Genomic DNA, 12780 nt, shown 5'->3' with positions numbered 1-12780 from the left:
CCAAGCCCCCTGAGACACCACCAAAGCCCAGCCAGACAGCCAACTACTAGCTCCTACTAGTAGCTACCAATCCAGTAGGAAGCCGCCCACCAAACTGGAGGCGTACGCCAACGTGTACGCCAACGTCCACAATCCCAGGAGGGCATCCACAGCCTTCGGCGGACTCGCCAACTGCGAATCCGCCCACCCAGCACGCTCCTCAGGCGGCCTGAAAAGCGGAAGGTCGCCGGTTCGACCCCGGCCCTGGCCACCTTGTCTGACCAGCAGAAACGCCCCGGCTCGATCATCGAGCAGGGGCTTTTTTGTTGCCCGTTACGCCCACGGGTACGACAACGCCTCGCCGTACGGCCACTCTCTTCAGCCCCAGGCGCGCGTCTCCGGAGACCACGTCCGGCCGGGCACGGATCCGGAGCCGTCGAGAAGCGGGTCCGCGAAGGCCGTGACCACCTCGACAACGGTGCCGAATCGCTCGGGATACACGGTCGCGACAGGGCCTTGCCGCCGACGCCAGGCTGCGTACGAGGACTGCCGCCTCTCGGAGTAGTCCGGCAGGAGAAGAGGACTCAACCTCTGCAACCGGATGCCCCTGTGCGCAGCCGTGGCATCGAGCGCGGAGGCCACTCCCTTGGAGTCGAACTCATGAAGGGTGAAGAGGCGGTAGAGGTCCGCGTAGTCACGGTCCCGGGTGTTGAATGCGCCCAGGGAGAGCGCAGTGGTGAGCTTTTCTGCGATCACGGTGACGATCGGATAGCCGAGCAGCTGGAACGTCTCGTTCGACAGCTGTTGCTGATACGCAATCGGCTCGGGGCCGGGTGTGATCGGATCCCCGAAGCTGACGTCCAGTTGCAGCTTGAGTCGCGCTCGGGCGATGGTGGCCGCCATCGCCAGGCGCAGCCCGTGGTACTCGTCGTCCTCGCGAATCGGAACGGTCTTGATGCTCTGGCCTTCGAAGACCACTCCGTCGTCGATCTCCAGCGATGCGATGGCCGTGATGCGCCGGACGATCTCGTCCCGCTCCCCCGGGAACCGCAGCCCGAGGATGTCGATATCGCGCGTCATGCGGCGGGCGCCGAACTGGGCGAGCAGCAGGCCTCCCTTGAGCACGAAGTGCGCTCGGCCCAGGGGGAGGCGGCCATGCGGAACAGGAAGCGCTCCAGGAGATAGTCGACCATCACCTCGTCGGTCGATCGACGGTTGCGACGGGCGAGGTTACGCAGGTCGTTGTAGACCCGGCCCGCGGTGGTGTCGCCTGTGGGGTTCGGCATCAGGCAAGCACCGCTTCGACGGAGGGACGGATGACGGTCAGCGCGCCCAGTTCACCGGCGATCCGGTTGAGTTCGGCCACGCGGGCCGGGCCACCGTTTCGCAGAAAGCGACCGAGCGCGGAGAGGGCCAGGGATTCACCGATTCGGTGCCGGAAGCGCATCGCGTCCACGACCGATCTCTCAGCGCTGTAGACCGACACCGCCTCACCCGGAGCCACTTCGAACGGTTCCACACCTACCCTGAAGGTCTCCGCCGCGTACTGCGAAACCACCGTCGGCGGGTACGCGATCTGCGGTCGGTGCGAGCCCCTGGGCACCGCGACGTGGACGGCCGACGGGATGTCGTCGATCAGCTCGTGCAACGCCAGAGCGGACTCGCCGCACACCACCGCCAAAGGTGCACGTCGGGCGACGGCCAACAGATCCAGATGGGCGCTCTCCGGTGCGGACGCGAGGCGATAGACGCCTCGGGACAGCTCATCAAGCTCGCCAGAGGCCAGTAGCGTCGCCAGATCCCTCGATGCCAGTCCTACCCCGTGAGCCTCCGTGGTGGTGAAGGTCGGCGGCAGAGCGCTCAGCCGCATTTCGAGTCTGAGAGAGTCGACCATGCATTGAATCCTACCCAAGGCATCGACCAGTGGGGAGGATTCGGTACACCCATACCCGAGATTCGCGAGACACCGTCGACACGAGGCCACGCCCGCCCCGGCACGGTCGAACCAGACAGTTCGCCGCTCTTCCACGTGGCGGGTGCGGGCTTCGAACCTGCGTAGCCTGCGCGACAGGCTTACTGGCTGCGGTCCGCTTGCCCAGCTGAGGGAGCTTCATCCGCGTGTACGTCAAAGCTCAGCCGGCTGTCGGTGCCCACGGCCTCACCCTCCGAGCGGAAGGTGCCGGTGATCCATCCCGTGAGTCGGCGGGTGTCGTCAACGTCGCCGGTCAGGGTGACGTGCACGCTGCCGGATCCCGCCGGGGCCAGGGCACTCCCAGGCCGGCCGGTGGCCGCTGAGGCCGCGTCCACCTCGTAGATCCTCGTACGCAGCATTCCTGGAGCTCGGGGTACCTGCCGTTCCGTGGTCGTGAATCTGTCGCCCACTGCGGCTACTACGGCTCGTACCGCTCCAGCATTGCCCGTGAGTGCCATGTGCACCGCCATCGCGTACCTCCTCCGCCCCAAAGCCAGCGTGCACCGAGGCGGCGCGCTGCGCGACAGGGGACCTGCGCGACCAAGGTGCCTGCACGGCTGGCAGCCGGACAGCGCAGCAAGGGCGACCGGCCCTTGCCGCTCGGACAGCCAGGGCCCCGTTCCGGCGACACCTGATCTGCCGCGGACTACCCTGAAGTGCCGCCCGGCGCATCTCAGGAGGCACCACGATGAACCCGGAGCACTTCGCGCTCCTCGAAGAGGCCCGCAGGAGTCTGCCTGACGGGTTCAAGGCCGAACTGTCCGGCGACACCATCGTCATGATGGTCATCCCCTCGGGCATCCACCAACGGAATCTGCTCACGGTGCGGCGCGAGTTCGATGCGCACGCACCGTCCGAACTGCTGCCCAGTGAGAACACCGACCTCGTCTCACCGAACGTCGGCAAGAGCCGCAATCCGGATCTGACATACCTTCCGGGCGAGGCCCTGGAGACGACTGACAACCAGGTCCCCGCCGAGGTCGCCACGATCGCGGTGGAACTCGTCTCTCCCTCCAACCCGGAAAACGACTGGATCGGGAAGGTACGGGACTACCCGGTCATGGGGATCCCGCTCTATCTCGTGATCGACGCCAGGCAGAAGACCGTCACCCTCTTCAGCCGGCCCGACGGAACGAAGTACCACCGCCGCGAGGACATCGAGTTCGGCGAGACGCTGCACATCCCCGAACCATTCGCGTTCGACCTCCTCACCACCGGACTACTGCCGTACTGATGCCGTACTGACCGGCACCGCCGCCTGCACGGCGCCGCCGGCCGACGCCGGTCCCTACGCCGCGCAGCGCCAGCCGGGCGCAGAACGCGGCGATCGGCAGCTCGAGCAGCAGGGCCAGCACCCACGCCAGGGCGAGGCCCGGGCCGTGGGAGGTGGTGATGTCGAACCACGCGTCCGTCACAAGGAGGACGAAGGTCGCGCTCGCCGTCAGCGCGTAGCGGTTGTCGCCGCGCCGGAGCAGCGCGCCGGTGGAGGCCAGGCCTGCCACCTCCAGGGCGTCGAGCCCGACCCAGGACCACTCCCCCTGCGCGCCGAGCAGGACCACCCACGGGATCAGCGCGATGCTCATCCCCAGCAGCACCATCGGCACGGACAACGTCCGCCCGCCCGCGCCCCGCGGCGCTCGGACGCCGAACTCCGACAGCGATGTCACCGTGCTCATGGCTCCCCCTCAAGGCTGTCCGACCACCGGCCCGACGCCTGTCGGGCACAGTGATCAGCCTGCTCGGTTCGCCACGCGAAGTCGGTAGTCCCCACAGCCCAGTTGGGGGTAGTGCCAGGTACACCCCCGACCGGGAGTCAGGACCAAGCGAGCAGCTCAGACCCACCCCGGCAACGGTTCGCGCCGCTGGTGCCACTCGGGGGGCAGCGCCGCGACGCCGGTGCGGGCCGCGACCACGCTGCCGGTGATGGCGCAGTTGGTGTCCACGTCACCACCGCCGACAGCCGTCATCCACAACGCCTCGGTGAGGTTGTCGAGATGGCACGCGGCGGACCAGAGCGCGAACGGGACGGTCTCGCTCGCCCGGCCCCGCTCGCCCTTGCACAGCCACGACAAGGCCTGCCCGACGGGTGTTCCCAAGGGCAGGCCCGCAGCTCGGAGCAGACCGTCCCGGACCGCACCCGCCGGGGTCATCTCGGCGATCTGCGCCAGCAGGGCACCGGGTTGAGGCGGCGTCATCCCCCTGCCGCGCACTGCCAGAGCCGCCGCCACGGCGACCGCGACCGCTCCGGCGACGCCCTCCGGATGCGCGTGGGTGACCTCCGCCGAGCGGGCCGCCTGCTCCGCGGCCCGCTCTACGTCCGCGTGGAACCAGGCGCCGAGCGGCGCGACGCGCATCGCCCCGCCGCTGCCCAGACTGCCCTCGCCGAAGATGCTCCGCGCCGCCGCCCGCCAGGTGTCCGGGGACTGGGCGAGGAGCGGCAGCAGACTCTGCATCCCGTAGCCGTAGCCGCGGTTGGGGTCGGCCAGGAAGAAGGCGGCGAAGGACTCCGCCAACTGCCGCTGGTCCACGGCTCCGCGCAGGTAGAGCACGCGCAGCAGGGCGAGGGCCATCGCGGTGTCGTCGGTCCACCGCCAGGGCGACTCGACGGGGACGGTGCGCCTCTCGAACTGCGCCCGCGCATTGTGGTCACCCGCCTGGAAACGCCCGTACCAGTACACGCCGAAGGCGTCACCGAAGGCGAGCCCCTGCAGCGAGTCCCGCGCGACAGCTGCGGACGAGGGCGCGGTTGCAGGGACGAGCACAGCTGCGGTCGGGGCGACTGAACCGGACGGGATCATGTCCGTCATGCTGTCATGTCGCCCTCGCGGCAGGGCACTTCCCCTTCGCACAGCCGCGCTACGCCTCGTGCGCGCCGATCCGCGCCAGCACCGCCGACCGCAGCTTGTCGATGTCGACGCCGAGGTCAAGCGCGGTGAGCACGTCGCACGCGTCCACCTCCGACTCGCTGGAGCCGACGGCGAGCAGGCCGAGCAGCATGTGCTCGGTGCCGAAGCGTTCATGGCCGAGCGCCTTGGCCTCGCGCAGCGTCTGCTCCAGGGCCATCTTCGCATGCGGGGTGTAGGCCGGGCGCGGGAACTGGAACGCGCCCGCACCGAAGTTGTCGTCGGCGCGGCGCTGAATCTCCGTGACGTCGATCCCGATCGACGCCAGCGCGTCGCGCGCGTCCTGGCGGCCGTTGGTGGGGACGCCCGCCTCGGCCAGCAGCCGGACCATCGCCTCCCTGGCAGGGTCCAGCCGGACGCCCTGGTCGGCCAGGACCGCACCGGCGTCGCCGTCCTGTACGGCGATCAGTCCGAGCAGCATGTGCCCGGTGCCGATGAAGTCGTGGCCGCACGCGATCGCCTCGTCCTGGGACACGACGATCGCCCGCTTCGCACGGTCGGTGAAGTACTCGAACACGTCAGTTCTCCTTGCCCGTGGCCTTGCGCCTGCCTGCGTGCTTCTCGTGCACGGACTGCCGACTCACCTGCAGCGCCGTTGCGATGGCCTGCCACGTCCAGCCGCTGTCGCGGGCGTTGTCGACGTGCAGGCGCTCCAGTTCCTCCAGCAGCCGCCGCAGCGCGACGACCGCGGCCAGCCCCTGGGCCGGATCCTTGCCTGTGACTTGACCGACCAGGTCGGCGGCCGGACGGCGTTCCTCCGAAGCTTCCATGGCTGTCAGGGTAGCCTGACATCACAGTCGCACGTCAAGGATTCCTGACACGCGGAGTACGAAGAGATGCAGAAGCGCCGGAGCACCGAAGTGCCCCAGTGCCGCTGGACGTTGCTACGGAGCCGGGCTTCCGGCGCTCAGCCCACCCGGGCCGAGAGCCAGACCAGCGCGTCCGGCAGCATGGCCCGCCAGACGTCGGTGGTGTGGCCGCCGTGGGTCACCGTGAGCAACTGGTTCGGGCCGGTCGTGTGCAGGACCGAGAGGAGCGCCCTGGCGGCCGGGACCGTGCCGGGGTCCTGGGTGCTGCCCGCCATCAGCAGCGCGATGTCCGGCTGGTGCTTGTCGTGCAGGAGCACCGAGTACGGGTTGTTGGCCCGGGTCAGGGCCGGGTCCTTGAGGACCAGCGGCGCCTCGGGCGCGTTGTAGCCGGAGAGGCTGACCGCCGAGTGGAAAGTGCCGGGGTGTTGGACCGTCAGGTTGACGGAGCAGTAGCCGCCCGCCGAGTAACCCATCAGCGCCCAGTGCTGCGCGCCGTGCTCGGTACGGAAGTTGGCCGCGATCAGCTGCGGCACGTCCTGGTCCAGCCAGGTCGCCGTGCGCGGCCCGCCCGGGATGTCCGCACAGCCGGGGTCCACGCCACCGGGAAGGACGTTCAGCTTGGCCGCGACCAGGATCATCGGCTTGACCTTGCCCTCCGCCATCAGCGGCGCGATGGCGTCCTGAACCTTCATCGACCCGAACCACGCCTGCGGCGTCCCGGGCGTCCCCGGCAGCAACTCGACGACGGGGAAGTCGGTGTGGGCGTACGCGGGGTCGTTGTACTGCGGCGGCAGCCAGACGTAGAGGCTGCCGGTGATGCCCGAGGCCGGGCCGTGGGCGTCGGTCGTCTGCACGCCCGGCAGGTAGGTCGTGAAGCGCAGCTTCAACGCGGTGCCGGCGGACGCAGAGCCGGTCGGGCCCCCGGAGACGTTCGTCGCGGTGGCCGCCTGGTCCCCGTCGTCACCGAAGAGGTCCTGCCAACTGTCGTAGAACGGGCCCATCGAGTTGTTGACGTAGACCAACACGACGACCACGGCCGCGATCTGGCTGAACATGGTGGCGCCCAGCCGCCCGGCGTACCGGACCGGGCGCGGCCCGGGTATTCGGTTCCAGACGAAGGCCAACAGCACCATCGCCACGACCATCAGTGCGACGGTGGCGACGAAGAACGGCGTGCCGGTCAGGCTCATGATCGACCCCTGCGAGAACGTACGGCGGCGTGCACTTTGCCGTGTTCACGCCCAGCGGTGCAGCTTATCTGTACGGACGCTGGGAGTTTGCCGGGAGGTTCCCGTTCCGGGCCGACTGCTTTGGGCGACCGCCCGCCAGGCCCTCGTCAGACGTGGCAACCGTGACCACGGAGGTACGGCAGCGGATCGATCACCGCGCCGTAGACGTTCCTGGGACGGATCTCGAAGTGCAGGTGCGGCCCGCGTGCGTTGCCGCTCTCCCCGGAGAGGCCGATCTGCTGCCCGCCGGCGACGTGGTCGCCGGTCCGCACGTCCAGCCGGGACATGTGGGCGTAGAGGGCGTAGTAGCCGTCCGGCAGCCGCAGCACGATCCAGTTGCCGTAGGCACCGCCCCATCCGGCGGTCACCACGGTGGCGTCCGCGACGGCGTAGAGCGGGGTGCCGGTGAACACCGCGAAGTCCACACCCGTGTGGTACCCGGCCGCGTACTCCGGATCCGGAACGCCGAAGGGCTGACTGATGGCCGCTCCGGGCGCGGGACTGAACCAGCCGGGGACGGGCGCGACCGTCGCACCGGCGACCGGCACGGAGACCGGCATGGAGACCGGCATGGTCCAGCCCGGGACGAGCACCGCCGCAGCCCCCATCACCTGGCGCGGCTGCGGCACCGGCACGGACTCCGCCGCACCGAGCCCGAACCGCGACCGGGACCGCGTCGCCGCGCGGGCATGCGGACGCAGCCACAGCGCGTCCTGGGAGGACGCGGCGGACGACCCGATCCGCGCCTTGACCGACGGACCCGGCAGGGCCGCCACGGAGTGCGCGCCGAACGGTGCGAGCGCGGCGGGCAGCAGCGTGCCGAAACCGACGGTCAGCACCGTCCCCCAGGCCGCGCGGGAGGGTCTCACGAGAAGTGCCACGCCACACGTGTACCGGGGCACGAGGGACCGCGCCAGGCTGTGTCACCCGGTTGGCAGCAGGCTCACCACCCCACGGGTGGCACACCGTCACGCCGATCGACCGGCGACCGAGCGCCGGACCGCTTGGAGCGCTCGGACCTCCTTGAAGACGTGGACGACGTGGACGCCCTGAACGACATGGACGACATGGACGAGTTCGGCGGGTTTCCGCCGACGCACCCGCGCCGGACGCCAGACTGCGTGGTGTGACCCACGACGATCCGAGGGACGACCAACCCCCCACCCCACCGTCGCATCCGGCGCCCCGGCATCCGGACGAGCCGCACCACGGCGGCGGCATGGGCAGTCGGCTGAACTGGCTGCGCGCCGGAGTCCTCGGCGCCAACGACGGCGTCGTCTCCACCGCCGGGCTGGTCGTCGGCGTCGCGGGCGCCGCGGCGACGTCGCACGAGCTGCTGACGGCGGGGCTGGCCGGGCTGCTGGCCGGCTCGATGTCGATGGCCACCGGCGAGTACGTCTCGGTGAGCACCCAGCGCGACTCCGAGCTGGCCATGCTCGACCTGGAACGCCTCGAACTGGCCCGGACCCCGGAGGCCGAGCTGGAGGAGCTGACCGGCCTCTACATGGCCAAGGGCCTGACCAGGGAGCTGGCCCACGAGGTCGCCGTCCGGCTGACCGAACACGACGCCCTCGCCGCGCACGCCGAGACCGAGCTGGGCATCGACCCGGAGGAGCTGACCAACCCCTGGCACGCCGCCGGGGCGAGCTTCCTGGCCTTCACCGTCGGAGCGCTGCTGCCGCTGCTGGCGATCGTGCTGCCGCCGGAGTCGGTACGGATCCCGGTCACGGTGGCGGCGGTGATCGCCGCGCTGGCCGTCGCCGGCTGGATCAGCGCGCGGATGGGCGGAGCCCGGATCTGGCCCGCAGTGGTCCGCAACGTGGCGGGCGGCGCCGTCGCCATGGCGATCACCTACGCGGCCGGCGTCCTGCTCCGCGCCTCGACCTGACCACCCCGACGCCCGGCTGCCGAGGCCGGGCGAGCACGGATTCGACCCTGACCACCAGCATCTAGTACAGTCTGACTCGCGCAAGGCTCCGTGGAGCAGTTGGTTAGCTCGCCACCCTGTCAAGGTGGAGGTCGCGGGTTCAAGTCCCGTCGGAGTCGCACAGAAGATCAGCCCGGATCCCCTCGGATCCGGGCTGATCTGTTTTCCGTCTTCTTCCGCTAAGCTCTACGCGCGTCACTCCGCATGCGGCCCGAGTGACGGATGTGACCGGTGTCACTCAAGTTTTCTTGATCCCAGCTCATGTTTCAGGCTTCACAGGGTCTACTCATTTTATATGTACAATTGCACAGGCGATAAACGAATTCCGGCTATCCGGCCATAAAAAAGGGCTGCACCGGACCCGGCGGAGTCCGATGCAGCCAAAAGCGCGTCTACTCGACCCGCCTTCAGGCCTCCGTGCGCTGCTGCGGAATGCCCGCGAGCAGAGCACGCACCTCCGCCTCGCGATAGCGGCGGTGCCCCCCGAGCGTACGGATCGACGTGAGCTTGCCAGCCTTGGCCCAGCGAGTGACCGTCTTCGGGTCAACGCGGAACATGGTGGCGACCTCAGCCGGCGTCAGCAGGGGTTCGGCATCAGGGGTACGAGCGGTCATGAGCGGCCTCCTCGGGAGAACCGAACCAACACGGTTCTTTCCTAGAAATTCTGCACCTTGGCATGCGATGCCCGAAATGGCCACCGCTTACCAAGTCGGTAATAGGACGAACGGCTTGTCCTTGGCACTACAACTACACCATCCGTCCAGTCCAATCAGCCAAACCGGCGGATTTGACCCCTCAGGGGCCAAGTTCGTCGGATTGCGATGGACCATGCCATAACGGACAGTCACCGCAAAGCGACCATCTGTCACAGCAGTCGGACCCCCCGCTTCCCCCGCGAAGGACCTCAAGCTCCGCAGAACCACTCTTACGTGGGCACAGGTGGTCTGCAGTGAGGCTGGTTGTCCTATTTTGACACTCAGTGCGGCCTTCGCGTCAACGGTGAGTCACGTCACGTTGATGGGGGATTGACCCGTTCCGAGACAAAGGTCCCATGTGGAGACGGGATAAGCACCCCTGTGACGTCTGAGGAGATGGTGCCACGCATGTCCGACTGCTCCCCTGGCCGCCAGGTGGCGTGATCGGTCGTGGCGGAAGCCCGCCATCTGTGACAGATGTTGTCAGGGATCCCGAAGGTTCTGTGGGGTGTCGTGTCGATTACGTGAAAACCGGGACAGGAAGGGGCTTCCATGCCCCCGGCGAGGCCCCAGGGGGCCTCTGAGACGTGTTTCCCGACCCTACGCGCTCCCCGGCTCCCCGCCCAGGGGTGACGGCCCCGGAATGCCCCCACGGCCGCCTGAGGGCCCCCAGGCACTGCTTGAGGACTCCGGGTGACCTCGGACGCCGCCCAGTCGGCGAACTCAGTTCGCGAACTGCAGGTCCTGGACCCGGCGCCAGCGCTCGGTGACCGACCGGTAGCAGCGGCCCGCCCGCACCGGATCCCCCTCGCGCAGCGCGGCCACGCCCTCCGCGACGTCCTCCGCCGAGCGGTCGTCCGCCAGCCCCTGCTCGGGGATGGCGTGGACCAGCCCGCCGTAGTCCAGCTCGACCAGGGAACGCGGGTGGAACTCCTCCAGCCAGCGCCCGACCTCCTCCACGCCGGCGACCAGCGGGCCCTCGTCCAGCGTCTCCCGCAGCACCCGGTAACCGCGCGCGACCCGGCGCCGGGCCTGGGCCATCGGCGTGCGGTAGCGCAGCACCGGCGCGGTCCGGCGCTTCGCTCCGCCCGCGTCCTCCTGTGCGCCTGCCGACGACACCCCCTCGGACGACGCGTCCCCCGACCGCGCGCCCCCGTCGGGCCGCGCGCCCTCCTCCGACGGCGGGCCGTCCCCGGCCGCCGCCCCGGACCCGGCGCCCTCGGCACCGGAGGCGTGCTCGGTACCGGAGGCGTCCTCCAGGCCGGACGGAACGAACTCGCGTTCCTCCTCCCCGAAGAGCAGGAACCAGCGCACCGGGATGTTCCAGGTGCTGGTGAGGATCCACGGCCGCCCGTCCGGGTGCAGGGACCGCCAGCGGTCCCAGTCCGCCTCGGCCTGGGCCCGGACGACCGGCGGCACGGCCACGTCCAGCAGCGGCAGCGGCAGTTCCTCGCGCAGCTCGGACAGCGCCAGCCAGCTCCGCAGCCGGGTCCGCCACGGGCAGAGGTAGAGGACGCCGTCGGCCTCGTGCACGAAGGCGTCCCGGCTCTCGCGCTCGGGGATCGCGACGGGAGGCGTGGCAATCAGGTCGGCCAGCCGACCGCGCCGCTCGTCCACCGCGGAGGGATGCGGTCGACCGGCGGCATAGCCCTGCCAGTACGAGCGCTCCGGCTCCGCGAAGGCCGCCAGCGGCTCGTAGACGCGCAAGTAGGCGGCGTAGGGAGGATGCACCGAGGTCCGCAGCATAGGCACCCTGGCATCGTCGCACGCCCAGCCCGCGCAGCGGCCCGGAAGACGACGGTCCGCTCCGATCGCGCCCCCCGCGCCCCATCCGACGTCCGCAGTACGAGAGTTCGGTCCAAGCTGTGGACCACGTACCGAACGGCCCTCGCGCAGTCCTACGCTTCTGGGAGAACGTCCGCACCACCGCAAGCGGACGCGAGTCGACAATGGAGTCACCACCGTGACTGATGTCAGTGAGCGATCCGGCGTACTCAGCCGTATCTTCTCGAGCGACGCCACCTCGGCGCCCGGCGACAGCCATGAGCAGGTCGTCCTGTGCCACGACCGCGACACCGGCCTGAAGGCCGTGATCGCGATCCACTCGACCGCCCTGGGCCCCGCCCTCGGCGGCACGCGCTTCCACGCGTACGCCACGGAGGAGGAGGCCGTCCAGGACGCCCTCAACCTCTCCCGGGGCATGTCCTACAAGAACGCCCTGGCCGGGCTGGACCTCGGCGGCGGCAAGGCCGTGATCATCGGGGACCCGACCAAGATCAAGACTGAGGCCCTGCTGCGCGCCTACGGCCGCTTCGTGCAGTCCCTCGGCGGCCGTTACGTCACCGCCTGCGACGTGGGCACCTACGTGGCCGACATGGACGTCATCGCGCGCGAGTGCGACTACGTCACCGGCCGCTCCCCCGAGTACGGCGGCGCGGGCGACTCGTCCGTGCTGACCTCCTTCGGCGTCTTCCAGGGCATGCGCGCCGCCGCACAGCACCGCTGGGGCTCCCCCTCGCTCGAGGGCCGCCGCGTCGGCGTGGCCGGCATCGGCAAGGTCGGCCACTACCTGGTCGAGCACCTGGTCAACGACGGCGCGCAGGTCGTCGTGACCGACGTCCGCGAGGACGCGGTCAACCGGGTCCGGGCCGCGCACCCCGGCGTCGCGGTCGCCGCCGACACCGAGTCGCTGATCCGCGCCGACCTCGACGTCTACGCCCCGTGCGCGCTGGGCGGCGCCCTCAACGACGAGACGGTGCCCGCGCTGACCGCGAAGATCGTCTGCGGTGCGGCCAACAACCAGCTCGCCCACCCGGGCGTCGAGAAGGACCTCGCCGACCGCGGGATCCTCTACGCGCCCGACTACCTGGTCAACGCCGGTGGCGTGATCCAGGTCGCGGACGAGATCGAGGGCTTCTCCTTCGACCGCGCCAAGACCAAGGCCGCCAAGATCTTCGACACCACCCTCGAGATCTTCGCCCTGGCCGAGTCCGAGGGCGTCCCCCCGGCGGTCGCCGCGGACCGCCTGGCCGAGCGCCGGATGGCCGAGGTCGGCCGCCTCCGCACGATCCTGCTGCCGCGTTCGCGCTGAGGCCCGGATACCCCCGGACGGGAACGACGTTCTCACCTGACGCCACCGTCCGGGGGATACCCCTTGCCCGTACGGGGGATAATCGTGTCGGATCGGTCACTGCGGACGCGCTGTCCACGGTCCGGCCTTCGCCCCTTTTTGCGGCCCTGACCTGCATCAATATGGTCACAACCAG

General features: G+C 69.7%; 14 protein-coding genes and 1 tRNA gene. 4 read left to right on the top strand and 11 right to left on the bottom strand.

The window, feature by feature from the left end:
* Positions 1 to 357: 357 nt before the first annotated feature.
* From ABH928_RS31530 to ABH928_RS31520, 3 genes are read right to left on the bottom strand one after another with little or no spacing between them, the layout of a single operon-like run.
* Entirely contained in the window at positions 358 to 1059 is a 702-nt protein-coding gene (locus tag ABH928_RS31530; protein ID WP_370072071.1) for a nucleotidyl transferase AbiEii/AbiGii toxin family protein, read from the bottom strand.
* Positions 1056 to 1265, bottom strand: a complete 210-nt coding sequence (locus tag ABH928_RS31525) for a hypothetical protein (protein ID WP_370072070.1) — start codon at positions 1263 to 1265, stop codon at positions 1056 to 1058. The genes ABH928_RS31530 and ABH928_RS31525 overlap by 4 nt, the downstream gene beginning before the upstream one ends.
* Complete coding sequence (locus ABH928_RS31520) at positions 1265 to 1873, bottom strand: type IV toxin-antitoxin system AbiEi family antitoxin domain-containing protein (RefSeq protein WP_370072069.1); 609 nt, start codon at positions 1871 to 1873, stop codon at positions 1265 to 1267. Before ABH928_RS31520 ends, ABH928_RS31525 begins: the two co-directional genes overlap by 1 nt.
* Positions 1874 to 2639: 766 nt before the next feature.
* Here ABH928_RS31520 and ABH928_RS31515 point away from each other — a divergent pair.
* Complete coding sequence (locus ABH928_RS31515) at positions 2640 to 3185, top strand: Uma2 family endonuclease (RefSeq protein ID WP_370072068.1); 546 nt, start codon at positions 2640 to 2642, stop codon at positions 3183 to 3185.
* On the opposite strand, the gene ABH928_RS31510 is transcribed toward ABH928_RS31515, so the two are convergent.
* The 6 genes from ABH928_RS31510 to ABH928_RS31485 form a co-directional block, all read right to left on the bottom strand.
* Positions 3160 to 3627, bottom strand: a complete 468-nt coding sequence (locus tag ABH928_RS31510) for a hypothetical protein (protein WP_370072067.1) — start codon at positions 3625 to 3627, stop codon at positions 3160 to 3162. The genes ABH928_RS31515 and ABH928_RS31510 overlap by 26 nt on opposite strands.
* A 156-nt stretch (positions 3628 to 3783) precedes the next feature.
* Positions 3784 to 4758: an ADP-ribosylglycohydrolase family protein gene (locus ABH928_RS31505; protein ID WP_370072066.1), complete on the bottom strand. Its 975-nt coding sequence runs from the start codon at positions 4756 to 4758 to the stop codon at positions 3784 to 3786.
* A gap of 49 nt (positions 4759 to 4807) precedes the next feature.
* A complete protein-coding gene (locus ABH928_RS31500) occupies positions 4808 to 5371 on the bottom strand; it encodes a Clp protease N-terminal domain-containing protein (protein ID WP_370072065.1) in 564 nt (187 codons plus the stop codon).
* Between the two features lies 1 nt (position 5372).
* Positions 5373 to 5624: a hypothetical protein gene (locus tag ABH928_RS31495; RefSeq protein WP_370072064.1), complete on the bottom strand. Its 252-nt coding sequence runs from the start codon at positions 5622 to 5624 to the stop codon at positions 5373 to 5375.
* A gap of 137 nt (positions 5625 to 5761) precedes the next feature.
* The gene (locus tag ABH928_RS31490; protein ID WP_370072063.1) at positions 5762 to 6853 is read right to left on the bottom strand and encodes an alpha/beta hydrolase; all 1092 of its coding nucleotides are present in this window, start codon (positions 6851 to 6853) and stop codon (positions 5762 to 5764) included.
* Between the two features lie 146 nt (positions 6854 to 6999).
* The gene (locus ABH928_RS31485) at positions 7000 to 7773 is read right to left on the bottom strand and encodes a M23 family metallopeptidase (protein WP_370072062.1); all 774 of its coding nucleotides are present in this window, start codon (positions 7771 to 7773) and stop codon (positions 7000 to 7002) included.
* 338 nt (positions 7774 to 8111) lie between these two features.
* Here ABH928_RS31485 and ABH928_RS31480 point away from each other — a divergent pair, with 338 nt between their 5' ends.
* Together ABH928_RS31480 and ABH928_RS31475 are read left to right on the top strand one after the other, a co-directional pair.
* Positions 8112 to 8780: a VIT family protein gene (locus tag ABH928_RS31480; RefSeq protein ID WP_370072077.1), complete on the top strand. Its 669-nt coding sequence runs from the start codon at positions 8112 to 8114 to the stop codon at positions 8778 to 8780.
* Positions 8781 to 8864: 84 nt separating this feature from the next.
* Positions 8865 to 8938, top strand: a tRNA-Asp gene (locus ABH928_RS31475).
* A gap of 288 nt (positions 8939 to 9226) precedes the next feature.
* On the opposite strand, the gene bldC is transcribed toward ABH928_RS31475, so the two are convergent.
* Together bldC and ABH928_RS31465 are read right to left on the bottom strand one after the other, a co-directional pair.
* Positions 9227 to 9433 (bottom strand): developmental transcriptional regulator BldC, encoded by a 207-nt coding sequence (gene bldC, locus ABH928_RS31470; RefSeq protein WP_033321412.1) that lies wholly within the window; start codon positions 9431 to 9433, stop codon positions 9227 to 9229.
* An 804-nt stretch (positions 9434 to 10237) separates the two neighbouring features.
* On the bottom strand, positions 10238 to 11260 hold the full coding sequence (locus ABH928_RS31465; protein WP_370072076.1) for a hypothetical protein: 1023 nt from the start codon (positions 11258 to 11260) through the stop codon (positions 10238 to 10240).
* Between the two features lie 217 nt (positions 11261 to 11477).
* Between ABH928_RS31465 and ABH928_RS31460 the strand changes: the two genes are divergently transcribed.
* A complete protein-coding gene (locus ABH928_RS31460; RefSeq protein WP_370072061.1) occupies positions 11478 to 12605 on the top strand; it encodes a Glu/Leu/Phe/Val dehydrogenase dimerization domain-containing protein in 1128 nt (375 codons plus the stop codon).
* The last annotated feature ends 175 nt before the right edge of the window (positions 12606 to 12780 follow it).

The organism is Streptacidiphilus sp. MAP5-3 (assembly GCF_041262505.1).
Taxonomy (GTDB): Bacteria; Actinomycetota; Actinomycetes; order Streptomycetales; family Streptomycetaceae; genus Streptacidiphilus.
This window is presented reverse-complemented; position numbering and strand designations above follow the sequence as displayed.

Excerpts from the sequence above, each read along its gene's own strand:
- ABH928_RS31505 (WP_370072066.1), bottom strand. The coding sequence starts at position 4,758 with ATGACGGACATGATCCCGTCCGGTTCAGTCGCCCCGACCGCAGCTGTG.
- ABH928_RS31530 (WP_370072071.1), bottom strand. The coding sequence starts at position 1,059 with ATGACGCGCGATATCGACATCCTCGGGCTGCGGTTCCCGGGGGAGCGG.
- ABH928_RS31520 (WP_370072069.1), bottom strand. The coding sequence starts at position 1,873 with ATGGTCGACTCTCTCAGACTCGAAATGCGGCTGAGCGCTCTGCCGCCG.
- ABH928_RS31465 (WP_370072076.1), bottom strand. The coding sequence starts at position 11,260 with ATGCTGCGGACCTCGGTGCATCCTCCCTACGCCGCCTACTTGCGCGTC.
- ABH928_RS31490 (WP_370072063.1), bottom strand. The coding sequence starts at position 6,853 with ATGAGCCTGACCGGCACGCCGTTCTTCGTCGCCACCGTCGCACTGATG.
- ABH928_RS31525 (WP_370072070.1), bottom strand. The coding sequence starts at position 1,265 with ATGCCGAACCCCACAGGCGACACCACCGCGGGCCGGGTCTACAACGAC.
- ABH928_RS31480 (WP_370072077.1), top strand. The coding sequence starts at position 8,112 with ATGGGCAGTCGGCTGAACTGGCTGCGCGCCGGAGTCCTCGGCGCCAAC.
- ABH928_RS31515 (WP_370072068.1), top strand. The coding sequence starts at position 2,640 with ATGAACCCGGAGCACTTCGCGCTCCTCGAAGAGGCCCGCAGGAGTCTG.
- bldC (WP_033321412.1), bottom strand. The coding sequence starts at position 9,433 with ATGACCGCTCGTACCCCTGATGCCGAACCCCTGCTGACGCCGGCTGAG.
- ABH928_RS31510 (WP_370072067.1), bottom strand. The coding sequence starts at position 3,627 with ATGAGCACGGTGACATCGCTGTCGGAGTTCGGCGTCCGAGCGCCGCGG.
- ABH928_RS31495 (WP_370072064.1), bottom strand. The coding sequence starts at position 5,624 with ATGGAAGCTTCGGAGGAACGCCGTCCGGCCGCCGACCTGGTCGGTCAA.